The sequence below is a fragment of the Yokenella regensburgei genome, from assembly GCF_003634235.1.
Classification (GTDB): Bacteria; Pseudomonadota; Gammaproteobacteria; order Enterobacterales; family Enterobacteriaceae; genus Yokenella; species Yokenella regensburgei.
The window spans coordinates 610794-635751 of sequence record NZ_RBIZ01000004.1; the positions used below are offsets into that span (position 1 = coordinate 610794).

The 24958-nt window shown below is 56.0% G+C and carries 25 protein-coding genes; 11 read left to right on the top strand and 14 right to left on the bottom strand.

The window, feature by feature from the left end; translation table 11 throughout:
- The first annotated feature begins 84 nt into the window (after positions 1-84).
- From malX to C7387_RS14355, 3 genes are read left to right on the top strand one after another with little or no spacing between them, the layout of a single operon-like run.
- A complete protein-coding gene (gene malX, locus C7387_RS14345; protein ID WP_006818158.1) occupies positions 85-1656 on the top strand; it encodes a maltose/glucose-specific PTS transporter subunit IIBC in 1572 nt (523 codons plus the stop codon).
- A gap of 12 nt (positions 1657-1668) precedes the next feature.
- The gene (locus tag C7387_RS14350; protein ID WP_120816946.1) at positions 1669-2844 is read left to right on the top strand and encodes a MalY/PatB family protein; all 1176 of its coding nucleotides are present in this window, start codon (positions 1669-1671) and stop codon (positions 2842-2844) included.
- Between the two features lie 23 nt (positions 2845-2867).
- Positions 2868-4757, top strand: a complete 1890-nt coding sequence (locus tag C7387_RS14355; RefSeq protein WP_120816947.1) for an alpha-galactosidase — start codon at positions 2868-2870, stop codon at positions 4755-4757.
- 82 nt (positions 4758-4839) lie between these two features.
- Here the strand turns inward: C7387_RS14355 and rsmI are convergent, their stop codons facing one another.
- Positions 4840-5700 (bottom strand): 16S rRNA (cytidine(1402)-2'-O)-methyltransferase, encoded by an 861-nt coding sequence (gene rsmI, locus C7387_RS14360; RefSeq protein WP_006818155.1) that lies wholly within the window; start codon positions 5698-5700, stop codon positions 4840-4842.
- A 64-nt stretch (positions 5701-5764) separates the two neighbouring features.
- Here rsmI and C7387_RS14365 point away from each other — a divergent pair, with 64 nt between their 5' ends.
- Genes C7387_RS14365 through dolP form a run of 4 tightly spaced genes read left to right on the top strand, consistent with a single transcriptional unit; the run spans position 5765 to position 9483 of the window.
- Positions 5765-7927 (top strand): penicillin-binding protein activator, encoded by a 2163-nt coding sequence (locus tag C7387_RS14365; RefSeq protein WP_040903174.1) that lies wholly within the window; start codon positions 5765-5767, stop codon positions 7925-7927.
- Positions 7885-8274 (top strand): YraN family protein, encoded by a 390-nt coding sequence (locus tag C7387_RS14370; RefSeq protein WP_006818153.1) that lies wholly within the window; start codon positions 7885-7887, stop codon positions 8272-8274. The genes C7387_RS14365 and C7387_RS14370 overlap by 43 nt, the downstream gene beginning before the upstream one ends.
- Positions 8275-8301: 27 nt before the next feature.
- Positions 8302-8892 (top strand): DnaA initiator-associating protein DiaA, encoded by a 591-nt coding sequence (gene diaA, locus C7387_RS14375; protein WP_006818152.1) that lies wholly within the window; start codon positions 8302-8304, stop codon positions 8890-8892.
- Between the two features lie 15 nt (positions 8893-8907).
- The gene (dolP, locus tag C7387_RS14380; RefSeq protein ID WP_038256102.1) at positions 8908-9483 is read left to right on the top strand and encodes a division/outer membrane stress-associated lipid-binding lipoprotein; all 576 of its coding nucleotides are present in this window, start codon (positions 8908-8910) and stop codon (positions 9481-9483) included.
- 37 nt (positions 9484-9520) lie between these two features.
- Here the strand turns inward: dolP and C7387_RS14385 are convergent, their stop codons facing one another.
- The 3 genes from C7387_RS14385 to C7387_RS14395 are packed head-to-tail and all read right to left on the bottom strand — an operon-like array spanning position 9521 to position 11672.
- Positions 9521-10558 carry a permease gene (locus C7387_RS14385; protein ID WP_120816948.1) on the bottom strand — a complete coding sequence of 346 codons (1038 nt, stop codon included), beginning with the start codon at positions 10556-10558 and terminating at the stop codon, positions 9521-9523.
- 36 nt (positions 10559-10594) lie between these two features.
- The gene (locus tag C7387_RS14390) at positions 10595-11239 is read right to left on the bottom strand and encodes an NAD(P)H-binding protein (protein WP_038255968.1); all 645 of its coding nucleotides are present in this window, start codon (positions 11237-11239) and stop codon (positions 10595-10597) included.
- Between the two features lie 4 nt (positions 11240-11243).
- Positions 11244-11672, bottom strand: coding sequence for a YhbP family protein (locus C7387_RS14395; RefSeq protein WP_038255970.1), 429 nt, complete (start codon positions 11670-11672; stop codon positions 11244-11246).
- A gap of 44 nt (positions 11673-11716) precedes the next feature.
- On the opposite strand from C7387_RS14395, the gene C7387_RS14400 reads away from it, so the two are divergent.
- Positions 11717-12013: a GIY-YIG nuclease family protein gene (locus C7387_RS14400; protein WP_112471506.1), complete on the top strand. Its 297-nt coding sequence runs from the start codon at positions 11717-11719 to the stop codon at positions 12011-12013.
- On the opposite strand, the gene C7387_RS14405 is transcribed toward C7387_RS14400, so the two are convergent.
- Positions 12000-12503: a GNAT family N-acetyltransferase gene (locus C7387_RS14405; protein WP_006818146.1), complete on the bottom strand. Its 504-nt coding sequence runs from the start codon at positions 12501-12503 to the stop codon at positions 12000-12002. The two genes, C7387_RS14400 and C7387_RS14405, sit on opposite strands and share 14 nt — an antisense overlap.
- Positions 12497-13021, bottom strand: coding sequence for a ubiquinone anaerobic biosynthesis accessory factor UbiT (gene ubiT / locus C7387_RS14410; protein WP_038255973.1), 525 nt, complete (start codon positions 13019-13021; stop codon positions 12497-12499). The genes C7387_RS14405 and ubiT overlap by 7 nt, the downstream gene beginning before the upstream one ends.
- A 213-nt stretch (positions 13022-13234) precedes the next feature.
- Between ubiT and ubiU the strand changes: the two genes are divergently transcribed.
- From ubiU to C7387_RS14425, 3 genes are all read left to right on the top strand, one after another.
- On the top strand, positions 13235-14230 hold the full coding sequence (gene ubiU, locus C7387_RS14415) for a ubiquinone anaerobic biosynthesis protein UbiU (RefSeq protein ID WP_006818144.1): 996 nt from the start codon (positions 13235-13237) through the stop codon (positions 14228-14230).
- 8 nt (positions 14231-14238) lie between these two features.
- Positions 14239-15117, top strand: a complete 879-nt coding sequence (locus C7387_RS14420; RefSeq protein WP_006818143.1) for a U32 family peptidase — start codon at positions 14239-14241, stop codon at positions 15115-15117.
- 79 nt (positions 15118-15196) lie between these two features.
- Entirely contained in the window at positions 15197-16204 is a 1008-nt protein-coding gene (locus tag C7387_RS14425) for a luciferase-like monooxygenase (RefSeq protein WP_120816949.1), read from the top strand.
- Positions 16205-16289: 85 nt separating this feature from the next.
- Here the strand turns inward: C7387_RS14425 and mtr are convergent, their stop codons facing one another.
- The 8 genes from mtr to rbfA all read right to left on the bottom strand — a co-directional run bounded on the left by mtr (position 16290) and on the right by rbfA (position 24923).
- The gene (gene mtr, locus C7387_RS14430; protein WP_038255976.1) at positions 16290-17534 is read right to left on the bottom strand and encodes a tryptophan permease; all 1245 of its coding nucleotides are present in this window, start codon (positions 17532-17534) and stop codon (positions 16290-16292) included.
- Positions 17535-17684: 150 nt separating this feature from the next.
- The gene (locus C7387_RS14435) at positions 17685-19601 is read right to left on the bottom strand and encodes a DEAD/DEAH family ATP-dependent RNA helicase (protein ID WP_120816950.1); all 1917 of its coding nucleotides are present in this window, start codon (positions 19599-19601) and stop codon (positions 17685-17687) included.
- Complete coding sequence (gene yrbN, locus C7387_RS14440) at positions 19594-19674, bottom strand: protein YrbN (RefSeq protein ID WP_112471483.1); 81 nt, start codon at positions 19672-19674, stop codon at positions 19594-19596. Before yrbN ends, C7387_RS14435 begins: the two co-directional genes overlap by 8 nt.
- Positions 19675-19779: 105 nt before the next feature.
- Positions 19780-20664, bottom strand: a complete 885-nt coding sequence (gene nlpI, locus C7387_RS14445) for a lipoprotein NlpI (protein WP_006818139.1) — start codon at positions 20662-20664, stop codon at positions 19780-19782.
- A 110-nt stretch (positions 20665-20774) separates the two neighbouring features.
- Positions 20775-22910, bottom strand: a complete 2136-nt coding sequence (gene pnp / locus C7387_RS14450) for a polyribonucleotide nucleotidyltransferase (protein ID WP_120816951.1) — start codon at positions 22908-22910, stop codon at positions 20775-20777.
- Positions 22911-23158: 248 nt separating this feature from the next.
- Positions 23159-23428 carry a 30S ribosomal protein S15 gene (gene rpsO, locus C7387_RS14460; RefSeq protein ID WP_035891092.1) on the bottom strand — a complete coding sequence of 90 codons (270 nt, stop codon included), beginning with the start codon at positions 23426-23428 and terminating at the stop codon, positions 23159-23161.
- Positions 23429-23577: 149 nt separating this feature from the next.
- Entirely contained in the window at positions 23578-24522 is a 945-nt protein-coding gene (gene truB / locus C7387_RS14465; protein ID WP_006818137.1) for a tRNA pseudouridine(55) synthase TruB, read from the bottom strand.
- A complete protein-coding gene (gene rbfA / locus C7387_RS14470) occupies positions 24522-24923 on the bottom strand; it encodes a 30S ribosome-binding factor RbfA (RefSeq protein WP_006818136.1) in 402 nt (133 codons plus the stop codon). Before rbfA ends, truB begins: the two co-directional genes overlap by 1 nt.
- Positions 24924-24958 lie beyond the last annotated feature (35 nt).

The following is a 24958-nucleotide window of genomic DNA, read 5'->3' on the forward strand; positions in this document are numbered from 1 at the left end:
CTATAAGCCTCGCAAAAACGAAGGCGCATCCTTAAACCGGGGTGCGCCTTCCATTAAAATTATTGTATCCGAGGAGTCCCCTACATGACGCAGGAAAAGTCGTTTAAATCGAAAGCGTGGGAGTTTTTTCAAAGCCTGGGGAAAACCTTTATGTTTCCCGTCTCCCTGCTGGCCTTTATGGGGTTGTTGTTGGGCGTTGGTAGCTCAGTCACCAGTCCTTCAACCATTAAAAGTTTTCCCTTTCTGGGCGGTGAGCTCACTCAGCTGACCTTTGGTTTTATCGCGATGGTGGGCGGTTTTGCCTTCACCTATCTGCCCATTATGTTCGCCATGGCTATCCCGATGGGACTTGCCACCCGTAACAAAGCCGTCGGTGCCTTCGCCGGTTTCGTCGGCTATATGCTGATGAACCTCAGCATTAACTACTATCTCACCGTCACCCACCAGCTTGCCGATGCGGCGACCATGAAGCAGGTTGGTCAGTCGATTGTGCTGGGTATTCAGACACTGGAAATGGGGGTACTTGGCGGGATCGTCGTCGGCGTTATCACGTATTTCCTGCACGAGCGCTTCCAGGACACCGTGCTGCACGATGCCTTCGCCTTCTTCGGCGGTATTCGATTTGTCCCTATCATCACCGCACTGACGCTGTCCCTGGTCGGTCTGTTTATTCCACTGCTTTGGGAATACGTGGCGATGGGCATCGCCGGTATTGGCCATATTATTCAGGGTACCAGCGTCTTCGGTCCGTTCCTGTACGGCGTGGGGGTTCTGCTGCTTAAACCCTTCGGCTTACACCACATTCTGCTGGCAATGGTGCGCTTCACCCCGGCAGGCGGGGTTGAAATGGTCGGCGGCCAGGAAGTGGCTGGCGCACTGAACATCTTCTATGCCGAGTTGAAAGCCGGCATGCCGTTCAGCCCGCACGTTACCGCGTTCCTCTCTCAGGGCTTTATGCCGACGTTTATCTTCGGTCTGCCTGCGGTCGCCTACGCCATTTACCGCACCGCTCGCCCGGAAAACCGCCCGGTCATCAAAGGACTGCTGCTCTCCGGTGTACTGGTTTCCGTGGTTACCGGGATCTCCGAGCCTATCGAATTCCTGTTCCTGTTTATCGCCCCTGCCCTGTATGCCTTCCACATTGTGATGTCGGGCCTGGCGCTGATGGTTATGGCGATGCTTGGCGTCACTATCGGTAACACCGACGGCGGGATCCTCGATCTGCTGATCTTCGGCGTAATGCAGGGGCTTTCCACCAAGTGGTATCTGGTTATTCCGGTCGGTGCGGTCTGGTTCGCTATCTACTTCTTCGTCTTCCGTTGGTACATCCTCAAGCACGATATCAAAACGCCGGGTCGTGAAGAGGACACCGAAGGTGCCGCTCAGGCGGTGGCCAGCAATACCAAAGCGCGTGGCAAATCGAAATACGATCACGGACTTATCCTGAGCGCGCTCGGTGGCAAAGAGAACATTGATTCACTCGATAACTGTATTACCCGCCTGCGCCTGGTGGTGAAAGACATGAGTAAAGTCGACCAGCAGTCACTGAAAGACGCGGGAGCGCTGTCGGTGGTGGTGCTGGATGCGCACAGCGTTCAGGTCATTATCGGCCCGCAGGTACAGGGTGTGAAAACAGGTATCGAAGCATTAATTTAACCGGGGGTTGTTGTGTTTGATTTTGACAAAATTATCGAGCGTAAAAGTGATAAATGCCGCAAGTGGGATCATGCTTTCGTCTGCTCCCGCTTTGGCAACGTCCCGGAGGATTTCATCCCGCTGTGGATTGCCGATATGGATTTCACTTCACCACCGGCGGTTATCGACGGCTTTCAGCGCATCGTGTCGCACGGCACCTTTGGCTACACGTGGTGCTTTGATGAGTTTTACGACGCGGTTATCGGCTTTCAGCGTGAGCGCCACCACGTCAGCGTTGAGAGATCGTGGATAACCCTGACCTACGGCACCGTCTCCACCCTGCACTATACGGTGCAGGCTTTCTGCAAGCCGGGCGACAGCGTGATGATGAACACGCCGGTTTACGATCCTTTTGCGATGGCAACGGAGCGCCAGGGCGTACAGGTGCTGGCAAACCCGCTTCGCGTGGAGGACAACCGCTACCATCTCGATTTCGAACTGATGGAGGCGCAGTTCAAAGCCCACCAGCCGAAGCTCTATTTCTTCTGCTCACCGCATAATCCATCCGGACGTATCTGGAGCGTGGCCGAGATCCGCCAGGTCTCTGACCTGTGTCAGCGTTATGGCGTGATTCTGGTGATTGATGAAGTGCACGCCGAGCATATTCTCGACGGCCAGTTCGTAAGCTGCCTGAGCACAGGCGCTGCCGCGCTGGATAACCTTATCGTCCTCACCTCGCCGAACAAAGCCTTCAACCTCGGCGGGTTGAAGACGTCGTATTCGATGATCCCGGACGACAAACTGCGCCAGCGTTTTCGCCAGCAGCTGGAGAAGAACTCCATAACTTCACCGAACATTTTCGGCGTCTGGGGGATCATTCTGGCTTATCAACACGGACTGCCGTGGCTCGACGAGCTGAACGTCTACCTGCGCAATAACGCCCTGTATCTGGCCGACGCCATCAAAACGCACTTCCCGCACTGGAAGATGATGACGCCGGAGTCGTCGTATCTGGCGTGGGTGGATATCAGCCAGGACGATCGCAGCGCTTCTGAACTGACACAGCACTTCGCCCAAAAGGCGGGGGTGGTGATTGAAGACGGCAGCCACTACGTACAGAACGGCGAAAACTATCTGCGTTTTAACTTCGGCACCCAGCGTCACTGGCTGGAGCAGTCGATCGAGCGAATGTTAACTCACTATAAATAAACGAAAACAAGGACCTCTGCCCCATGAAAAAAGTGCTCAATGTTTCGTTACTCGCCCTGCTGGTATCAAACAGCGCCTTTGCGGCGAACTATGCGCTGAATAACGAAAATATGGCCATTACCTTCGACGACGCTAATTCGGCAACGGTAATTAAAGATACCCGCGCCAACCACCAGCTGTCGCCGCAGGAGCTGTTTTTCCTGACGCTACCGGATGAGAAAGTTATTCACGCCGCCGACTTTAAAATTAAGCACGTCGACAAGCAGGATAACGCCATCCGCATCGATTACAGCCACCCGGATTTCAACGTTACCGTGACGCTGAATCTGCTGAAAGGAAAATACGCCAGCATCGACTACACCATTGCCGCCATAGGCAAAGCCCGTAACGTAGCGAAAATCACCTTCTTCCCGACGAAGAAGCAGGCGCAGGCACCGTACGTGGATGGCGCGATCAACAGCTCGCCGATCGTTGCCGATTCGTTCTTTATTTTGCCGAACAAGCCAATTATCAATACCTACGCCTATGAGGCGACCACGAATCTTAACGTCGAGCTGAAAACGCCCGTTCAGCCGGAAACACCGGTGAGCTATACCGTGTTTTTCGGCACCTTCCCGGAAACCAACCAGCTGCGCCGTAGCGTGAATCAGTTCGTTGATGCCGTGCGCCCGCGTCCGTATAAACCGTATCTGCACTACAACAGCTGGATGGATATCGGCTTCTTCACAACCTACACCGAGAAAGACGTTATCGGACGTATGGACGAGTGGAATAAAGAGTTCATCACCGGCCGGGGCGTGAAGCTCGACGCCTTCCTGCTCGACGATGGCTGGGACGACCGTACCGGCAGATGGCTATTTGGCCCGGCGTTCAGCAACGGCTTTGGCGTGGTGAAGGACAAAGCCGAGAGCCTGCACAGCTCGGTAGGTCTGTGGCTGTCGCCGTGGGGCGGCTACAACAAACCGCGTGATATCCGCGTGTCGCACGCCAAAGAGTATGGTTTCGAGACCGTCGACGGCAAACTGGCGCTTTCCGGGGCGAATTACTTCAAGAACTTCAACGAGCAGATAACCCGTCTTATCAAAGACGAGCACATCACCTCGTTCAAGCTCGACGGCATGGGCAATGCCAACTCACACATTAAGGGCAGCCCGTTCGCTTCGGACTTTGATGCCTCTATTGTGCTGCTCGACAACATGCGTAAAGCCAACAAAGACCTGTTCATTAACCTGACCACCGGTACCGATGCCAGCCCGTCGTGGCTGTTCTATGCCGATTCCATCTGGCGCCAGGGCGATGACATCAACCTGTATGGCGTGGGCTCTCCGGTGCAGCAGTGGATGACCTATCGCGATGCGGAAACCTACCGTTCTATCGTACGTAAAGGGCCGCTATTCCCGCTGAACTCATTGATGTATCACGGTATTGTTAGTGCAGAACATGCCTACTACGGGCTGGAGAAGGTACAAACCGACAGCGATTTTGCCGATCAGGTCTGGAGCTACTTCGCCACCGGCACCCAGCTGCAGGAGCTGTATATCACGCCGTCAATGCTGAACAAGGCGAAGTGGGACACCCTGGCGCAGGCGGCGAAATGGTCGCGCGACAACGCCAGCGTGCTGGTTGATACCCACTGGATCGGTGGGGATCCGACCGCGCTTGAAGCCTACGGCTGGGCGTCATGGAGCAAAGACAAAGCGATCCTTGGTCTGCGTAATCCATCGGACAAACCGCAAACCTACTATCTGAATCTGGTGAAGGATTTTGAGCTGCCGCAGGGCGCGACCTCGCAGTTCACCCTGAAACCGGTCTATGGCAACAACAGTACTATTCCGGCGAACTACAAAGAAGCGGTAGTGATTACGCTTAAACCACTGGAAACGGTGGTACTGGAAGCAACCCCACTGAAATAACCCACCATGCGTACTGCCCGGCCCCCGGGCAGTACGCTCGTAATGGCTTTTCTTCCGCCAGGCGGTCGCTATTGGTAATGCATTACCCCTGCTGCTCCAGCGCATATTTGTAGAGCGCGTTTTTCTTCACCCCGTGAATTTCGGCTGCCAGTGCCGCGGCTTTCTTCAGAGGCAACTCGGCCTGCAGCAGCGCCAGAGTACGCAGCGCGTCGGCGGGCAGCGCGTCTTCTTCGGCCTTATGACCTTCGACAATCAGCACCATCTCGCCTTTGCGACGGTTCTCATCTTCTTTCACCCACGCCAGCAGCTCGCCGATAGGCGCGCCGTGAATGGACTCCCAGGTTTTGGTGATCTCACGCGCCAGTACCACGTAGCGAGACTCGCCCAGCACCGTGCAGATGTCCTCCAGGCTCTCAAGCAGTCGATGGGTTGATTCATAGAAGATAAGGGTACGCGGCTCTTCTTCCAGCGCCTTCAGGGTATCGCGGCGCCCTTTTGATTTGGCAGGCAGGAAGCCTTCATAGCAGAAACGATCCGAAGGTAACCCGGCTGCGCTCAGCGCAGCGATTGCCGCACACGGCCCCGGCAGCGGCACCACGCGGATACCGGCTTCACGACAGGTGCGTACCAGATGGTAGCCGGGATCGTTAATCAGCGGAGTCCCGGCATCGGAGACCAGCGCGATGTTCTGCCCCTCTTTCAGCTTCGCTAAAAGTGTTTCAGCTTTTTGCTGTTCGTTGTGGTCATGCAGGGCAAATAAACGGGCGCTGATCGCGAAATGCTGCAGCAGCAAACCGGTGTGTCGGGTGTCTTCTGCGGCAATTAAATCAACAGACTGCAACACAGTCAGCGCGCGCTGGGTGATATCAGCCAGGTTCCCAATCGGAGTGGGAACAATGTAGAGCTGACCTTGAGAATTATCCGCGGATTCGTGTTGTTTCATTGTGTCGTCCGTATAGCCGATTTAATATTGAGCATTGCGTATAAAAATAATCACTGGATACAGTATGGTACCGTCTACTCTTTTACGTTCGAAAGCCGCACGCTGTCTGCCTCTCGTTGTGGCAGCGTTATTTTTCGCCGGCTGTGGCACCAAAGCGCCAGACCAGAGCGCCGCCCATCTTCAGGGCACCGCGCAGGCGGATTCAGGCTACTATCTCCAGCAAATGCAGCAAAGCGCTGATGATAGCAAGACCAACTGGCAATTACTCGCCATTCGTGCACTGCTGAAGGAAGGGAAGAGCCAGCAGGCAGGCGAGCTGTTCGCCCAGTTGCCACAAAACCTCAGCGCTGAACAGCGCCTTGAGCAGTCTCTGCTTGCCGCCGAACTGAAGCTGGCGCAGAAAGATTTCGCCGGTGCCCTGGCGCTGCTGACAAAAATCACGCCAGCAGATCTTGAAGCGCCGCAGCAGGCCCGCTACTGGCAGGACCGCATTACCGCCGAACAGGGTAAACCGTCCCTGTCGCTGCTGCGTGCACTGATTGCCCAGGAGCCGCTGCTGAGCGCGGTGAAAGACAAACAGAGTAACATCGACGCCACCTGGCAGGCGCTTTCAGCAATGACCCAGGATCAGGCCAAAACGTTGGTTATCAACGCGGACGAAAACGTCCTGCAGGGCTGGCTGGATCTGCAGCGCGTCTGGTTTGAGAACCGCAGCGACGCCAACATGATGAAAGCCGGGATCAAAGACTGGCAGACCCGTTACCCGCAGAACCCGGGCGCCAAAATGCTGCCGAGCCAGCTGGCGAATGTGCAGAACTTCAAAGCCGCCTCTGCTAACAAAATTGCCCTGTTCCTGCCGTTAAACGGCCAGGCGGCGGTATTTGGTCGCGTGATCCAGCAGGGTTTTGAAGCCGCAAAAAATGGCAACATCGGTACGGTTTCCGGTAGCGCAGTCCCTTCGCAGGTCGCACAGGTCGCGAACGTTAATCAGGCCGTGGTGAGCCCGTCACAGGCTGAAGTCAGCGATCTTACCGGCAGCAGCCCGGCAGCCGCACAGGCGCCGACACCGGCACAAACTCAGGCCCCGGTACAAACGCCAGCTGCCGAGCAGGTTCAGGCTCCAGCGCCGACCGCCGCCCCGGTGCAAACGCCGGTGCCAACGTCTGCGCCAGCGCAGGCACCAACCACTACGGATAGCACCCAGGCCGTTGCGCCAGCACAGCCCCAGGCGGTTGTCGCCGCACCGTCCAACCCGTCAGCAGAACTGAAGATTTACGACACTACGGCTCAGCCGATGGATCAGCTCCTGGCCCAGGCACAGCAGGATGGCGCCACGCTGGTCGTTGGCCCACTGCTGAAAAACAACGTCGACGAACTGCTGCGTAGCAACACGCCGCTGAACGTGCTGGCGCTGAACCAACCGGAGGCCGTACAGAACCGCGCTAACATTTGCTACTTTGCGCTCTCTCCGGAAGATGAAGCCCGTGATGCCGCACGCCACATCCGCGAGCAGGGTAAACAATCTCCGCTGCTGCTTATCCCGCGTAGCGCACTCGGCGATCGCGTAGCGAAAGCCTTTTCCGATGAATGGCAGAAACAGAGCGGCGGCATTGTGCTGCAGCAGCGCTTTGGCTCCATCTCTGAGCTGAAAATGGGTGTAAACGGCGGTGCGGGTATCGCCCTGAGCGGCAGCCCTGTCGCCTCCAGCGTGCCACAGCAGCCCGGCGTGACCATCGGCGGCCTGACCATTCCGGCCCCGCCAACGGATGCGCAAATCACCAGCGGTGGTAAAGTTGATGCAGTCTACATCGTCGCCACACCGGAAGAAGTGGCCTACATCAAACCGATGATCGCCATGCGTAACGGCAGCCAGGCCGGTGCTACGCTGTATGCCAGCTCCCGCAGCGCTCAGGGTACCGCCGGTCCGGACTTCCGTCTGGAGATGGACGGTCTGCAGTACAGCGAAATTCCGATGCTGGCAGGCAGTAACCCGGCGTTAATGCAGCAGGCGCTCGCCGCCGTTCGCAACGACTACTCCCTGGCTCGCCTGTATGCTATGGGCGTGGATGCCTGGACGCTTGCCAACCACTTCTCGCAAATGCGCCAGATGCCTGGTTTTGAATTGAATGGTAACACCGGCGATCTGAGCGCCACCCCGGACTGCGTGATCAACAGGAAGTTGTCATGGCTCAAATACCAGCAGGGACAAATCGTTCCGGCCAACTGACCGGGAAACAAACCGGCGACGCGTGGGAACAGCAGGCGCGTCGCTGGCTGGAAAACAAAGGTCTGCGGTTTATTGCCGCTAACGTGCGCGGCAGGCGCGGTGAAATTGACCTCGTCATGCGTGATGGCCACGTAACCGTGTTTATTGAGGTTCGCTACCGGCAGTCAGCCAGCTACGGCGGCGCTGCCGCCAGCGTGACCCGCAGCAAGCAGCAAAAGCTGCTTCACACTGCCCGTCTGTGGCTTGCAGGTCACAATGGGAGCTTTGACACTGTGGATTGCCGTTTCGATGTGGTAGCCTTCACCGGCAATCAGATCGAGTGGTTACAGAACGCCTTCGGCGAATAGCGTCATTTTGAAAAGTTAAGGGATATCGTGCTCGAAAGAATTAAAGCCTGCTTTACGGAAAGCATTCAAACCCAAATCGCGGCAGCAGAAGCGCTTCCGGATGCCATCTCCCGTGCAGCAATGACGCTGGTGCAGTCCCTGCTTAACGGCAACAAAATCCTCTGTTGTGGTAATGGCACCTCTGCCGCCAACGCACAGCATTTTGCTGCCAGCATGATCAATCGCTTTGAAACAGAGCGTCCTAGTTTACCCGCCATTGCACTTAATACCGATAATGTGGTCTTAACGGCGATTGCTAACGATCGCCTGCATGAAGAAATCTATGCAAAACAGGTGCGTGCGCTAGGTCATGCCGGAGATGTGCTGCTGGCGATTTCAACGCGCGGCAACAGCCGTGACATTGTGAAAGCCGTTGAAGCCGCCGTCACCCGCGATATGACTATCGTTGCCCTCACCGGCTATGATGGTGGTGAGCTGGCCGGTTTACTCGGTCAGCAGGATGTGGAGATCCGCATTCCTTCTCATCGCAGCGCGCGCATCCAGGAGATGCACATGCTGACCGTCAACTGCCTGTGCGATCTGATTGATAATACGCTCTTCCCACACCAGGACGATTAAGGAGTACATATGAAGGTGAAGGCATTTTCGCCCCTCGCAGTCCTTATTTCCGCGCTGCTGCTTCAGGGATGCGTTGCCGCGGCGGTAGTTGGTACTGCCGCTGTCGGAACGAAAGCCGCAACCGATCCGCGTAGCGTAGGCACGCAGGTTGATGACAGCACGCTGGAACTGCGCGTGAATAGCGCCCTGTCAAAAGACGAACAAATTAAGAAAGAAGCCCGTATTAACGTGACCGCTTACCAGGGCAAAGTGCTGCTGGTGGGCCAGGCGCCGAACAGCGAACTCTCCTCCCGGGCGAAGCAAATCGCCGTCGGCGTGGACGGTGCCACCGAAGTGTTTAATGAAATTCGTATTGGGCAACCCATCAGTCTTGGCACGGCATCCTCCGATACCTGGATAACCACCAAAGTCCGCTCGCAGCTGCTGAGCAGCGACCAGGTAAAATCCTCCAACGTGAAGGTGACAACCGAGAACAGCGAAGTCTTCCTGATGGGGCTGGTCACCGATCGTGAAGGTAAAGCTGCCGCCGATATGGCGAGCCGGGTGAGCGGCGTGAAGCACGTCACCACCGCGTTTACCTACCTCAAGTAGCCCGTATTATGGCCCGCCCAGCGGGCCATTTTTTTGCTTACAGCAGCGCCAGCGCCCCCACTACGCTACCACTCAGCACCACCAGCCCCCCGGTCAGCCACAGCGCTTTTGCCGGAAACGCATTTCTCAGCATGATGAGCGAAGGGACGCTCACCGCCGGAAGCGTAATCAGCAACGCCAGCGCGGGTGCCGTGCCCATTCCGGCCAGCATCATGGTCTGCACGATGGGAATTTCTGCCGCGGTCGGGATAACGAACAGACACCCGGCAAGCGCCATCGCAATAACCCAGAACAGCGTGTTACCCACCAGGCCATCGACATGAGGGAACAACCAGACCCGCGCGGCTCCCAGCACCAGTACCGCCAGAATATAGACCGGGATAGTGCTCCAGAAAAGCGACCATAGCGCCCTCAGCCAGCGGCTGAAAAAGCCGTCCTGCGGCTCCGACTTTATCGCTTCGGGCACCGCGGCTGGAAGCGGTGTCTCCTTCACCCACTTCTGCACCAGCGTGGCGACCACCAGCACGGTTGCCAGACCCGCCACCAGCCGAATCAGGGTAAACTGCCAGCCCAGCACAAACCCCATGAACACCAGCGTAGCGGGGTTCAGCAACGGGTTACCCAACCAGAAGGCCAGCGCCCCGCCCATCGACACCTGCTGTCGCCGCATTCCCGCGGCGACAGGCGCTGCACAGCAGGTGCACATCATCCCGGGCAGAGAGAATAGCGTCCCCAGCAGCGTTCCGCGAAAGCGTGTTTGTCCCAGCGTTCGCTGTAGCCAGTCACGCGGAATAAGCACCTGAACCAGAGAACCGAGAATGACCCCAAGCACCGCCGCCTTCCACACCGCGAGGAAATAGACCAGCGCGTAATCCCATGCGGCGCGCAGTGGGTTGCCGTCAGCCCCGGCAAGGATCGATTTACCAATACTGTGAGTTTCTGCGGCGGTGAAGGCTTTGCCGTAATAGGGCTGCCACTTCACATACCAAAGGCCGACGGCCAGAACGAGAAAAAAGAGTGCGGGCTTCCACCACTGTCGTGGTGTTGCCGCCTGAGATGAAGACTGACCAGCCATAGCATTCCCCGGGGAGAGTCGATAAGTCGGGGAATACTACGCCTCGTTTTGTGCAATATCACGCAGTTTTGCTGACGAGATAATATTGACGCCATCCCGCGACGGGGAACGAGCCTCATGCAGCATTGCCCGCGCCACGTCTCTGGCTTTAATCGATTTCCAGTTACCCGGCAGGAAGGAAAATAGCGGCGCCAGCAGGGATTCATTAAAACGCTGCTGCTTGCGATCGCCCAACAGCATCGACGGGCGGACAATGGTCAGACGCTCCCAGGATTGTGCCATCAGCGCCTCTTCCATCTTCCCTTTTACCCGGTTGTAGAAGAACGGAGAGTGGGCGTTTGCTCCCATGGAGCTGACCACCAGCATATGCTTCGCGCCCAGGCGCAGCCCGGTCAGCGCGGTGTCGACCACCAGCGTGTAATCGGCATGAATAAAGGCTTTTTTGCTCCCGGCATCCCGCCGCGTGGTGCCAAGGCAGCAAAACACCACGTCCACGGCAGACTGAACTTCAGCCAGTGCATCGGTTAGCTGCGTATCGTAGGGGTTAAAGACGCCAGGGAGCGGCTCCAGCGGACGACGGGTAGGGGCAGCGATGGCGGTGATCCGCGGCTCCCGCATCAGCATACGCAGTAAGCACCCACCAACTAATCCGGTGGCACCGGTAATAAGCACCTGACTCATAGATTCACTCCTGTCGCTGCCAGTGAATTTTCTTACCAAACCCCAGTGTGTTATCCGTAAATTTTAGTTCATCGATGCGAATTTCCCACACTGGCGCTGACATTACGCGTGCCACCGGGAAGCGGCGATTGTAGCGTGCCCGGGCAGCGAGGCTCTCCTCCCCATCCAGGCGACGAATTTCGCCTCTGAACTGTACGCCACGGATCAGGGCGACCGTCTTCGGCTGACCGTTGACCGTACCCGCAACCCGGGCGTGCTGGCCCGACATCTGCGCGTGACGGGTAGAGTCATCGCTCAGCAGGTAGAAAGCCATGCGCTCAGGGTCAAAAAGGTAAAACGCGTTGGCGCACCACAGGTCACCATCCCGGGCAACGCACCAGGTCACCACATGTTGCTTTGCCAGCCAGCGTTGGATAGCGTCAGGCGTTTCCATCTTGAATGCTCCTTATGATAGGCTGCGTTCACCTTAACATATTGATGATTCGGAACGTGCGCTGGTTTCTTTATCTTATTCGTTGTGCAGACAATCGCCTTTATACCGGTATTACGACGGACGTGGAGCGGCGTTTTGCAGAGCATCAGGCGGGAAAGGGAGCGAAAGCGCTACGGGGAAAAGGTGAACTCCAGCTGGCTTTTCACCGCGAGGTGGGTGAACGCTCACTTGCGCTACGGCTGGAGTACCAGATTAAACAGCTGACGAAGCACCAGAAGGAGCGCCTCGTCGCCGGAGATGGATCGTTTGAAACGCTGCTGGCGCGTCTTAGAAACGATTAAAGTGGTCGCAGTACTCGACCTGGCCATGGACCCCGTTCAGCGCATCATCTGCCAGACGGTGCACCATGAAAGCCTCTTCCGTGCCCGGCCAGCGGCAGCGTAGATCGTACTTCGCCGCTGTCTCAAAACCGAGCTTCTGATAGAGCTCTGGCTCGCCAAGGGTCACCACAGCGGCATAGCCAAATTCATTGAGTGAATCCAGCCCTTCATAGACCAGCTGACGGCCAATCCCCTGACCCCGGTAGCTTTCATCCACCGCCAGCGGCGCGAGCCCAACCCACTGCAGCTCTTCGCCTTCTACCGACACCGGGCTGAACGCAACATAGCCAACCACCTGGCCTTCATCGTCGGTCGCCACCAGTCCAAGGGTAATTAGCCCATCTTCCCGCAGGTCGTGGACCAGCTTCGCTTCCCCATCGCTTTCAAATGAGCGGCGCAGCAGCGCGTCAATACCCGGGGCATCGATCCCTATTTCAACTCGAATCAGCATGGCTCACCTACCGATGTGTGTTTGGTTGTCGGCTCGCTGGAAAGCCCAGCTTCAACAAAGTCTGCCAGTTGCATCAGCATCACGCGAAGCGCTTTCGGCATCTGCTCAAGCTCAATGGCGTCCATCAGGTTTTTGACGTAAAGCCCAAGCTCCGTATCACCTTCAATCACCAGGCGACGCTGGAAGAAGAGCGTGTCCGGATCCTGCTTACGTGCCGCGATCATCAGCAGATCGCTGGCATCGGCGCTAAAGCTCACGTCAGCCTCGGCAGATTGACTCACCACCAGGCGATCGTTATCAACGCTGGTAAACCACTTGAGGTTGATATCGCGCACTTCAATGCTCAGCCAGCGCCCTTCAAGGAAGTCCAGTTCACCGTCCGCCAGCGCCTGGCGAAATTGCCACGTGAGCACCTGTTCCAGTACCTGACGCTTTAAGGCGAATGGCGTCAGCTTCACGGGCACGCTCAGAAGAGACGGCCCCATATGCACCAGACGTGAACGCAGTTTATCTAACACAACTTTACTCCCTGAATTCTGTAATCCGGATATTCTGCCACATCCGATAAATGACATAGCGGCGTAAATCAACAAATTCACCACAGCCTAACAATAGTGCCATCAATACGCTTTTAACTGCCCCAAATCAAAAATTATCACCGATGGGTTAACTAAAATCCCAGTTCGTTAACAATTCTGGCGACCGCATGGTCGCGATGCTCAGGAAATATTATGGAGCTGCTCTGCCCTGCCGGAAACCTCCCGGCGCTTAAGGCGGCCATTGAGAACGGCGCAGATGCCGTCTACATCGGGCTGAAGGATGACACCAACGCCCGTCACTTTGCCGGCCTTAACTTCACCGAAAAGAAACTGCAGGAAGCCGTCAGCTTTGTGCATCAACATCGCCGTAAGCTACACATTGCCATTAATACCTTCGCGCATCCGGACGGTTACGCCCGCTGGCAGCGTGCGGTAGATATGGCCGCGCAGCTGGGTGCCGATGCCCTTATCCTTGCCGATATCGCCATGCTTGAGTATGCCGCAGAACGCTATCCGCATATTGAGCGTCATGTCTCCGTTCAGGCATCTGCCACCAACGAAGAGGCGGTGCGTTTCTATCATCGCAACTTTGACGTGGCGCGCGTCGTGCTCCCCCGCGTACTGTCCATCCATCAGGTTAAGCAACTGGCACGCGTTACGCCAGTGCCGCTGGAGGTCTTTGCTTTCGGCAGCCTGTGTATTATGGCGGAAGGTCGCTGCTACCTTTCCTCTTATCTGACGGGCGAATCCCCCAACACCGTGGGTGCCTGTTCACCTGCCCGCTATGTGCGCTGGCAGCAAACGCCACAGGGGCTTGAATCACGCCTCAATGAGGTGTTGATCGACCGCTATCAGGATGGTGAAAACGCCGGTTATCCGACGCTGTGCAAAGGACGCTATCTGGTCGACGGTGAGCGCTATCATGCGCTGGAAGAGCCCACCAGCCTGAACACGCTTGAGCTACTGCCTGAGCTGCTGGCAGCCAACATCGCCTCGGTGAAAATTGAGGGGCGTCAGCGCAGCCCGGCCTACGTGAGCCAGGTCGCGAAAGTGTGGCGTCAGGCTATCGATCGCTGCAAAGCAAATCCACAAAACTTCGTTCCCGAGTCGGCCTGGATGGAGACGCTCGGTTCAATGTCGGAAGGCAGCCAGACAACGCTCGGCGCCTATCACCGCAAGTGGCAGTAGGAAACGTGATGAAATATTCCTTAGGACCGGTGCTCTATTACTGGTCAAAAGAGACGCTGGAAGATTTCTACCAGCAGGCGGCGAACAGCAGCGCCGACGTCATTTATCTGGGCGAAGCGGTATGCAGCAAGCGCCGTGCGACCAAAACCGGCGACTGGCTGGATATGGCTAAAAGCCTTGCGACCAGCGGCAAACAGGTGGTGCTTTCCACCCTCGCGCTGGTACAGGCGTCGTCGGAGCTCGGCGAACTGAAACGCTATGTCGATAATGGCGATTTTCTGCTTGAAGCCAGCGACCTCGGCGTGGTGAACCTCTGCGCCGAGCGCAAGCTGCCGTTCGTGGCGGGCCATGCGTTGAACTGCTATAACGCGGTCACCCTGCGCCTGCTGCTAAAACAGGGTATGGTGCGCTGGTGCATGCCGGTTGAGCTCTCCCGCGACTGGCTGGCAAACCTGCTTACTCAGTGCGATGAACTCGGCATCCGTAACCAGTTCGAAGTGGAAGTACTGAGCTATGGTCATCTGCCGCTGGCTTACTCCGCCCGTTGCTTTACTGCACGTTCAGAAGACAAACCAAAGGATGAGTGCGAAACCTGCTGCATTAAGTACCCGAACGGTCGCAGCATGCTGTCGCAGGAAAACCAGCAGGTGTTTGTACTCAATGGTATTCAGACCATGAGCGGTTATGTCTATAACCTGGGCAACGAGCTGGCTTCGATGCACGGCCTGGTTGATATGGTACGTCTGTCGCCGCTTGGCACTGATACCTTTGCGATGCTTGACGCCTTCCGCGCCAATGAAAATGGCACAGCACCGTTGTCACTCGCACCGCACAGTGACTGCAACGGTTACTGGAAACGCCTTGCCGGCCTGGAGTTGCAGGCCTGATAAAAGCTCACTTTGTTAACAGCTTTCGCTAATCTTTAATGCAGTATTGCAGGATTATCCGGTAACAAAGTGAGCCGTTATGACTGATAAAACCGTTACGTTTTCGGTGCTGGATCTGGCACCGATCCCCGAAGGATCCTCCGCGAAGGAGGCCTTCTCTCACTCTCTCGATTTAGCGCGCCTGGCCGAAAAGCGTGGTTATCACCGCTACTGGCTGGCAGAACACCATAATATGGTGGGGATCGCCAGCGCCGCGACCTCCGTACTGATTGGCTACCTGGCAGCGAATACCACCACGCTGCATTTGGGTTCCGGTGGCGTCATGCTGCCCAACCACTCGCCTCTGGTGATTGCCGAGCAGTTTGGCACTCTGAACACCCTGTATCCCGGCCGTATCGATTTAGGTATTGGTCGTGCGCCAGGCAGCGATCAGCGCACCATGATGGCACTGCGCCGCCACATGAGCGGCGACATCGACAACTTCCCGCGCGATGTCGCCGAGCTGGTCGACTGGTTCGACGCAGTAGATCCGAACCCCCACGTTCGTCCGGTCCCTGGTTATGGGGAAAAAATCCCGGTGTGGCTGCTGGGCTCCAGCCTCTACAGCGCGCAGCTGGCAGCTCAGCTTGGCCTGCCCTTCGCCTTCGCCTCACACTTCGCGCCGGATATGCTGCACCAGGCGCTGCATCTCTACCGTACCCACTTCAAGCCTTCCGCACGGCTGGAAAAACCGTATGCCATGGTGTGCATCAATATCATCGCCGCCGACAGCAACCGCGACGCGGAATTCCTGTTCACCTCGATGCAGCAGGCGTTCGTGAAGCTACGTCGTGGTGAAACCGGGCAACTGCCGCCGCCGGTGGAGAATATGCACCAGCTGTGGTCTGCATCAGAGCAATACGGCGTGCAGCAGGCGCTCAGCATGTCGCTGGTTGGCGATAAAGCAAAGATACGCCATGGGCTGGAGTCAGTGCTGCGCGAAACCCAGGCCGATGAGATTATGGTTAACGGGCAGATATTCGATCATCAGGCCCGTTTGCATTCGTTTGATTTGGCGATGCAGGTGCGTGAGGAGATGGCGGGTTAGTGTTGTTTGCCCGGTGGCGCTACGCTTACCGGGCCTACAGGATAGCCCAGGCCGGATAAGGCGCAGCCGCATCCGGCATAATCTTCTACTGGTAAACAGGCAGCAGATTAAAGCTCGACAGGAAATGCACCACCACGTTACCGATACCAAACACGAGGATCAGCGCAATCATCGGCTTACCACCCCACACGCGGAACTGCGGGCTGCCAAAGCGTTTACGTGATGCGCGAGCCAGCAGCGCCGGAACAATGGCAGCCCAGATGGTTGCCGCCAGTCCTGCATAGCCAATGGCATACAGGAAGCCGTTCGGCCACAGCAGACCACCGACGATCGGCGGCAGGAAGGTCAGCAGCGCGGTTTTGAAACGCCCCAGCGGAGAATCGTCAAACTTGAACAGGTCTGCCAGGTAATCAAACAGCCCCAGCGTTACGCCAAGGAACGAACTTGCTACGGCGAAGTTTGAGAACACGACCAACAGCAGATCCAGGCTACGGCTGTTCAGTACGCCGCTCAGCGCCTGCACCAGCACATCGATGTTACCGCCCTTCTGCGCAATACCGATAAACTCCGGACGCGGAATGTTACCCATTGTCCCCAGCAACCACACCACGTACAGCGCCAGTGCCAGCAACGTGCCATACACCAGGCATTTCACGATGGTACGAGGATCTTTGCCATAGTATTTCATCAGGCTTGGAACGTTGCCGTGATAGCCAAATGAGGCCAGACAGAATGGCAGCGTCATCAGCAGGTAAGGCATGTACGAAGTATTTGCTTCTGCGACGTTCAGCAGCGTAGCGGGCTGCACGTGCCCAAGCAGGCTACCGAAGGTCAGGAAGAAGGTAATCACTTTTGCACCCAGTACGATAGCCGTCATTCGGCTCACCGCTTTGGTGCTTAACCAGACGATAAAGGCCACCAGCAGCGCAAAGCCAAAACCGGCTGCCCGTGCCGGAACGTTCAGCGACATCTCGCTAAAGGTGTGATGCAGAATCGAACCACTCGCAGAGATATACGCGTAGGTCAGGATGTAGAGTACAAAGGCAATGGAAATGCCGTTCACTACGTTCCAGACGTTGCCCAGCAGATCTTTGGTGATGGTGTCAAAGCTTGAACCAATGCGGTAGTTGAGGTTCGCTTCAAGGATCATCAGCCCCGAATGCAGCATACAGAACCAGGTAAAAACCAGCGCCGCCAGCGACCAGAAGAACCAGCTGCCCGCCATCACCACAGGCAGAGAGAACATGCCTGCACCGATAATGGTGCCGCCGATAATTACCACACCGCCAATGAGTGACGGTCGGGTTGCTGTGGTCGTGAGTGTTGCCATGCGGGCCAGTCTCCAGGAAATTCATTCATCCGATAACGTGACGCACTGTACCAGTACACGAGTACAAATGGAATAAAAAAAGCCCCAATCATCAAGATCGGGGCTGTATATTTTACTTTACGTCAATAAACGCAGGTTTTTACGCGGCGATTATGCGTCACGACGACGGCTGCTGCCGTTGTCATCACGACGCGGAGCGCGCGGAGCACCATTGTCATCACGACGCTGACCGCGATGGCCTTCGCGACGTTCGCCGGAGAAGCGACGACCTTCGCCACCACGACCGCCTTCACGACGTTCGCCACCGAAACCACGACCACCGCCACGACGCTCACCGCCACGGTCCGGACGCGGTTGCGCGTCGCCCAGCAGCTGCATGTTCATCGGTTTGTTCAGGATGCGGGTGCGAGTAAAGTGCTGCAGTACTTCGCCCGGCATACCTTTCGGCAGTTCGATAGTGGAGTGAGAGCCAAACAGCTTGATGTTACCGATGTAACGGCTGCTGATGTCGCCTTCGTTGGCAATCGCGCCCACGATGTGACGAACTTCAACACCATCATCACGGCCCACTTCAATGCGGTACAGTTCCATATCGCCAACGTCACGACGCTCGCGACGCGGACGGTCTTCACCACCACGCTCCGGACGATCGCCACGCGGACCACGATCGTTACGATCGCCACGACGTTCGAAACGATCGTCACGGTCACGGAACTCACGCTTCGGACGCATCGGTGCATCCGGCGGCAGGATCAGCGGACGTTCGCCCTGTGCCATCTTCAGCAGAGCGGCAGCCAGCGTTTCCACATCCATCTCTTCGCCTTCAGCGGTCGGCTGAATTTTCGCGAGCAGTGCACGGTACTGGTCAAGATCGCTGCTTTCCAGCTGCTGCTGTACTTTCGCGGCGAATTTCTCCAGACGGCGTTTGCCCAGCAGTTCTGCGTTCGGCAGTTCTACTTCCGGAATGGTCAGCTTCATCAGACGTTCGATGTTACGCAGCAGACGACGCTCGCGGTTCTCAACAAACAGCAGCGCACGGCCAGCACGACCCGCACGGCCGGTACGACCGATACGGTGAACGTAAGATTCGGTATCCATCGGGATATCGTAGTTAACGACCAGGCTGATACGCTCAACGTCCAGGCCACGTGCCGCAACGTCGGTTGCGATCAGGATGTCCAGACGACCGTCTTTCAGACGATCCAGGGTCTGCTCACGCAGGGACTGGTTCATGTCACCGTTCAGTGCAGCGCTGTTGTAACCGCTACGCTCCAGGGCTTCAGCCACTTCCAGGGTCGCGTTTTTGGTACGAACGAAGATAATCGCCGCATCAAAATCTTCTGCTTCCAGGAAACGAACCAGCGCTTCGTTTTTACGCATGCCGTACACAGTCCAGTAGCTCTGGCTGATGTCCGGGCGAGTGGTTACGCTTGACTGAATGCGCACTTCCTGCGGCTCTTTCATGAAGCGGCGGGTAATGCGACGGATAGCTTCCGGCATAGTTGCAGAGAACAGTGCGGTCTGATGACCGTCCGGGATCTCCGCCATAATGGTTTCTACGTCTTCGATGAAGCCCATGCGCAGCATTTCGTCAGCTTCATCCAGCACCAGACCGCTCAGTTTGGAGAGATCCAGGGTGCCACGTTTCAGGTGATCCAGCAGACGACCCGGCGTACCGACGACGATCTGCGGCCCCTGGCGCAGTGCGCGCAGCTGCACGTCATAACGCTGGCCGCCGTACAGGGCAACCACGTTTACGCCGCGCATATGTTTAGAGAAGTCCGTCATTGCTTCAGCAACCTGAACCGCCAGTTCGCGGGTCGGTGCCAGCACCAAAATTTGTGGTGCTTTCAGTTCCGGATCAAGATTGTTAAGCAGCGGAAGAGAGAACGCTGCAGTTTTTCCGCTCCCGGTCTGGGCCATACCCAGAACGTCGCGGCCGCCCAGCAGATGCGGGATACACTCTGCCTGGATCGGGGATGGTTTTTCGTAACCCAGATCGTTGAGTGCTTCAAGGATAGTTGGTTTCAGACCCAGATCTGCAAAAGTGGTTTCGAATTCAGCCATGTAGTACGTGTGCCTCAATATGAATGGCGGCCAGTCTACATAACTCATCGTGAAAAATTACGGCAATTTTCATTGAAAAGTGTGAACCGGCTCAAATTAGTTGAATTAACGAACAATAAAGCCCTCACCCGTTAAGGTGATGGCAATCAAAAAGATTTCGGGCTGATTTGTTCGTCAGCTATTGCTGGTCCGATTCTGCCAGGTCATCTTGCTCCTGGCCCAAGAGCGACAATTCCAACAATGCGTATCGGTGCTCAACAAAGTTATGAACGTTGTTAGCAACCGCCAGTTTGAACAGTGCCGTAGCGCTGTCCTTATCCCCCAGACTTAGGTAGTACTTACCTAAATAGAAGTTGGTTTCACTGAGATGCTCAGCGAGCGAGGTGTTATCCGTTGCGTCCGCCTTCAGTTTTTCCATCAGCGTTGCTTCGCTAATGTCACCGAGGTAGAACTCGACAATGTTCCATCCCCATTGTTCTTTATCCGACTTCTCGAAGCGCTGTTTCAGTGCTTCACGTGCCTGCTTCTCATCGAGCTTCCGCTCAACGATGTAAAGCCACAGGCTTCGGAAAGGATCATTGGGATCGTCTTGATAAAACGCCAGCAGATCATCTTGCGCTAACTTAGTGCGACCGCCGTAATACAGTGCGATGCCGCGATTTAAGTACGCGTAATTGTAAGTTGGATCAAGCTCAAGTACAGAATCAAACGCTTCATAAGCAGCATCAAAATTGCCTGCCTGCGTTAAATAAATGCCTAAGTAATTGAATACTTCAGGCATATCCGGTCGAATGGCCAGCGCTTGTGAAAAATCATTACGCGCTAGTGCCCTCAGACCGAGACTATCATACAACACTCCGCGCTCATATAAAAGCTGTGCGCGTTCGTCATCGGTTAAAGCCCGACTGGCAAGAATTTGTTCCATGCGTGCCAGAATCACTTCTTGCTGTAAAGTCGGTTGCAGTGGCACTGCGAGGACTTCACTCTTCCGCCAGGAGGAATTACTGCATCCTGCCAGCGTGAGTGCTGTCGCAACGAAACACCAGCGCAAAAAAGGCTTCATTTCCCACTCCCGAAGACAACAATTGGATGAACGTCCTGTTCCCCGGTTGCTAACAAGGCATCCTGCCGGGTCAATACGCCCTCTGCCGAAGCAGAGGGCAAATGGCAACCTTACTCGCCCTGTTCCGCGGCCGGAGCTTCCGGCGCGGCAGCAGGCTGAGACTGCTCGGTTGCTTCTTTGATGCTCAGACGTACGCGGCCCTGGCGATCGACTTCCAGAACTTTAACCGGTACTTCCTGGCCCATCTGCAGGTAATCGGTCACTTTCTCTACGCGCTTATCAGCGATCTGAGAGATGTGAACCAGACCTTCTTTACCGCCACCGATGGCAACGAACGCGCCAAAGTCAACGATACGGGTCACTTTACCATTATAGATACGACCTACTTCGATCTCTGCAGTAATTTCTTCGATACGACGAATCGCGTGCTGCGCTTTGTCGCCATCGGTTGCTGCGATCTTCACGGTACCGTCATCTTCGATTTCGATGGTGGTGCCGGTTTCTTCGGTCAGGGCACGGATAACAGAACCGCCTTTACCGATAACGTCTTTGATCTTGTCCGGATTGATCTTGATGGTGTGAATACGCGGAGCGAATTCAGAGATATCACCGCGCGGTGCGTTGATAGCCTGTTCCATCACGCCCAGGATGTGCAGACGTGCACCTTTAGCCTGGTTCAGAGCAACCTGCATGATCTCTTTGGTGATACCTTCAATTTTGATATCCATCTGCAGCGCAGAGATACCTTCGCGGGAACCCGCTACTTTGAAGTCCATATCGCCCAGGTGATCTTCGTCGCCCAGGATGTCAGACAGAACAACAAAGTTGTCGCCTTCTTTCACCAGACCCATCGCGATACCCGCAACGGCGGCTTTCACCGGAACGCCCGCGTCCATCAGTGCCAGAGAAGCACCACACACGGAAGCCATGGAAGAAGAACCGTTAGATTCGGTGATTTCGGAAACCACACGAACGGTGTACGGGAATTCATCCGCAGTCGGCATCACTGCCAGCACACCACGTTTCGCCAGACGACCGTGACCAATTTCACGACGCTTCGGCGAACCAACCATACCGGTCTCACCAACGGAGTACGGAGGGAAGTTGTAGTGGAACAGGAAGCTGTCAGTACGCTCGCCCATGATTTCGTCGATGATCTGTGCATCGCGGGCAGTACCCAGCGTTGCGGTGACCAGCGCCTGAGTTTCACCACGGGTGAACAGTGCGGAACCGTGAGTACGCGGCAGCACGCCAGTACGGACGTCCAGACCACGGATCATGTCTTTTTCACGACCATCGATACGCGGTTCGCCGGCCAGAACGCGGCTACGAACGACGTTTTTCTCGATAGCGTGCAGAATTTCGCCGAGCTCGTTAGCGTCCAGCGCTTCGTCTTCAGCAACCAGGGTCGCGATAACTTCAGATTTGATAGCATCAACCTGAGCGTAACGTTCCTGTTTGTCGGTGATGCGGTAAGCATCGCTCAGACGGGATTCAGCCAGGGCTGCAACGCGCGCGTTCAGTGCAGCGTCAACCACTTCCGGCTGCCAGTCCCAACGCGGTTTACCGGCTTCTTTCACCAGATCGTTGATGTTCTGGATAACAATCTGCTGCTGCTCGTGGCCAAAGACCACCGCGCCCAGCATCTGATCTTCGCTCAGCAGTTCAGCTTCGGATTCAACCATCAGGACAGCGGCTTCAGTACCGGCAACAACCAGATCCAGTTTGCTGGAAACCAGCTCTTCTTTGGTTGGGTTCAGTACGTACTGGTCGTTGATGTAACCAACGCGAGCAGCACCGATTGGGCCGTTGAACGGAATGCCGGACAGAGACAGCGCGGCGGAAGCACCGATCATCGCCACGATATCCGGGTTAACCTGCGGGTTAACGGAAACCACGGTCGCGATAACCTGAACTTCGTTCACGAAACCTTCCGGGAACAGCGGGCGAACCGGGCGGTCAATCAGACGCGCGATCAGGGTTTCGCCTTCGCTCGGACGGCCTTCACGACGGAAGAAACCACCCGGGATTTTACCGGCAGCGTAGGTACGCTCCTGGTAGTTAACGGTCAGCGGGAAGAAGTCCTGACCCGGTTTAGCTTTTTTCTGGCCAACAACGGTAACGAATACCGCGGTGTCATCCATATTAACCATGACAGCAGCCGTTGCCTGGCGTGCCATCATGCCGGTTTCCAGAGTGACGGTATGTTGGCCGTACTGGAATTTACGAACGATCGGATTAAGCAAAATAATATCCTTTACGTAGTTAAGGGGCAGCAAACCGCTTCGGGTATACCGCCCCATGCACCCGATCCTCTTGCATCCTCGCGACTAATGACAACCCTAACCCGTCACGGGTGAAGCCTCTCATTAGCCGCGCGAACCTCTGCAATGAAGATCATTTAAAGCAACAATACATTAGTTTCCAGTGAATTGCTGCCATCGGCTTGAAAAAAGGGGCCATGAAGGCCCCTCTTTTTTGAAACTCGCCAGACTTAGCGACGCAGACCCAGACGCTCGATCAGCGCGGTGTAGCGTGCAACATCTTTACGTTTCAGGTAGTCGAGCAGTTTACGACGCTGAGAAACCATACGCAGCAGACCACGACGGCTGTGGTGATCTTTTTTGTGCTCTGCAAAGTGGCCCTGCAGGTGGTTGATCTGAGCAGTCAGCAGAGCTACCTGAACTTCGGTAGAACCGCTGTCGTTTGCACCACGACCGAACTCGGAAACGATTTGAGCTTTAGCTTCAACGCTTAGAGACATTTTGAACTCCAGAATTAAAAAGAAAGAAAGGGTGCCGATCTCTAATTCAGCCACCCCAGGTGTAACGCCAAATCAATTGTTAAACAATTGAACGAGCGTTAAGCCGCAATATTCTACTCGTAGCCATCATTGATCGCAAGATGAGTGGATTATTGCGGGTATTCAACAACCAGACGACGCGGTGCCACACGGCCCTCATCGTCGATTTCGCCCATACCGATGAACGCTTCTTCTTCACCTTCGGTGACGCGAACCAGACCTTCCGATGGCGCCTGCGAGGCACGAACCGGTTGGCCATTCTTAAAGTACGCGGCAACTACCGTCGGGATGTTCACCCGTGGGAAGTCGGATGCCGGGCTGTCCATCGGCATCAGCAGCGGATCCAGCAGCTCTGCCGCCGGTATCGCCTGCTGCTCTGCCTGCTCGACCAGCTCACGCAGCTGCTCGAGCGTCACCATCCGCTCAACCGGATATTTGCTGACTGCCAGACGGCGCAGGTAAATAACGTGCGCTCCGCAGCCGAGCTTTTCACCTAAATCGTCAATAATGGTACGAATGTAGGTGCCCTTCGAGCAGTGGATTTCAAGCTCCAGCTCATTCCCCTCATGGCGAATAAACAGCAGCTCGTAGACGGTGATCGGCCGGGCTTCGCGCGGTACTTCAATACCCTGGCGGGCGTATTCGTACAGCTTTTTACCCTGATACTTCAGCGCGGAATACATCGAGGGTACCTGCTCGGTATTGCCACGAAAACTTTCCAGCGCTTCTGCCAACTGCGCGTCATTAAACGTCACCGGACGCTCCTGGACGATTTGACCGTCGGCATCGGAGGTATCGGTACGCTGGCCCAGACGGGCAATCACGCGATAGCGTTTATCAGAGTCCAGCAGGTACTGGGAAAACTTGGTCGCTTCGCCCAGGCAGATCGGCAGCATGCCGGTTGCTAATGGGTCCAGCGCACCAGTATGTCCGGCACGGTTGGCGTTATAGATACGCTTCACCTTTTGCAGAACATCATTGCTGGACGCGCCCTGCGGTTTATCCAGCAGCAGCACGCCATGCACATCGCGACCACGACGACGAGGACGACTCATCAGTCCTCCTTGCTGTCGTCCGGGTTCACACGACGTTCATCGTCATGTTTCACCACGCTGGTCACCAGGTTAGACATACGCATACCTTCGACCAGCGAGTTGTCGTAGAAGAAGGTCAGCTCAGGCACAATGCGCAGGCGCATGGCTTTGCCGAGCAGAGAACGGATGAAACCAGACGCTTCCTGCAGGGCTTTAATCCCCGCTTTCACCGCTTCTTCATCTTTGTCGTTCAGGAAAGTCACGAACACTTTGGCATAGGCCAGATCGCGGGACATCTCAACACCGGAAACGGTGGTCATCATGCCCAGACGCGGATCTTTAATTTCGCGCTGCAGGATGATTGCGATCTCTTTTTGCATCTCCTGGGCCACGCGCTGCGGGCGACCAAATTCTTTCGCCATAATAAATTCTCCAGACAAAAAAGGGGCCAGAAGCC

What these genes read in the sequence shown, in the direction of transcription:
- malX (WP_006818158.1), top strand. Translation starts at nt 85, where the DNA reads ATGACGCAGGAAAAGTCGTTTAAATCGAAAGCGTGGGAGTTTTTTCAA.
- C7387_RS14355 (WP_120816947.1), top strand. Translation starts at nt 2,868, where the DNA reads ATGAAAAAAGTGCTCAATGTTTCGTTACTCGCCCTGCTGGTATCAAAC.
- rsmI (WP_006818155.1), bottom strand. Translation starts at nt 5,700, where the DNA reads ATGAAACAACACGAATCCGCGGATAATTCTCAAGGTCAGCTCTACATT.
- C7387_RS14365 (WP_040903174.1), top strand. Translation starts at nt 5,765, where the DNA reads ATGGTACCGTCTACTCTTTTACGTTCGAAAGCCGCACGCTGTCTGCCT.
- C7387_RS14370 (WP_006818153.1), top strand. Translation starts at nt 7,885, where the DNA reads ATGGCTCAAATACCAGCAGGGACAAATCGTTCCGGCCAACTGACCGGG.
- C7387_RS14385 (WP_120816948.1), bottom strand. Translation starts at nt 10,558, where the DNA reads ATGGCTGGTCAGTCTTCATCTCAGGCGGCAACACCACGACAGTGGTGG.
- C7387_RS14390 (WP_038255968.1), bottom strand. Translation starts at nt 11,239, where the DNA reads ATGAGTCAGGTGCTTATTACCGGTGCCACCGGATTAGTTGGTGGGTGC.
- C7387_RS14395 (WP_038255970.1), bottom strand. Translation starts at nt 11,672, where the DNA reads ATGGAAACGCCTGACGCTATCCAACGCTGGCTGGCAAAGCAACATGTG.
- C7387_RS14400 (WP_112471506.1), top strand. Translation starts at nt 11,717, where the DNA reads ATGATTCGGAACGTGCGCTGGTTTCTTTATCTTATTCGTTGTGCAGAC.
- C7387_RS14405 (WP_006818146.1), bottom strand. Translation starts at nt 12,503, where the DNA reads ATGCTGATTCGAGTTGAAATAGGGATCGATGCCCCGGGTATTGACGCG.
- ubiU (WP_006818144.1), top strand. Translation starts at nt 13,235, where the DNA reads ATGGAGCTGCTCTGCCCTGCCGGAAACCTCCCGGCGCTTAAGGCGGCC.
- C7387_RS14420 (WP_006818143.1), top strand. Translation starts at nt 14,239, where the DNA reads ATGAAATATTCCTTAGGACCGGTGCTCTATTACTGGTCAAAAGAGACG.
- C7387_RS14425 (WP_120816949.1), top strand. Translation starts at nt 15,197, where the DNA reads ATGACTGATAAAACCGTTACGTTTTCGGTGCTGGATCTGGCACCGATC.
- mtr (WP_038255976.1), bottom strand. Translation starts at nt 17,534, where the DNA reads ATGGCAACACTCACGACCACAGCAACCCGACCGTCACTCATTGGCGGT.
- C7387_RS14435 (WP_120816950.1), bottom strand. Translation starts at nt 19,601, where the DNA reads ATGGCTGAATTCGAAACCACTTTTGCAGATCTGGGTCTGAAACCAACT.
- yrbN (WP_112471483.1), bottom strand. Translation starts at nt 19,674, where the DNA reads ATGAAAATTGCCGTAATTTTTCACGATGAGTTATGTAGACTGGCCGCC.
- nlpI (WP_006818139.1), bottom strand. Translation starts at nt 20,664, where the DNA reads ATGAAGCCTTTTTTGCGCTGGTGTTTCGTTGCGACAGCACTCACGCTG.
- rpsO (WP_035891092.1), bottom strand. Translation starts at nt 23,428, where the DNA reads ATGTCTCTAAGCGTTGAAGCTAAAGCTCAAATCGTTTCCGAGTTCGGT.
- truB (WP_006818137.1), bottom strand. Translation starts at nt 24,522, where the DNA reads ATGAGTCGTCCTCGTCGTCGTGGTCGCGATGTGCATGGCGTGCTGCTG.
- rbfA (WP_006818136.1), bottom strand. Translation starts at nt 24,923, where the DNA reads ATGGCGAAAGAATTTGGTCGCCCGCAGCGCGTGGCCCAGGAGATGCAA.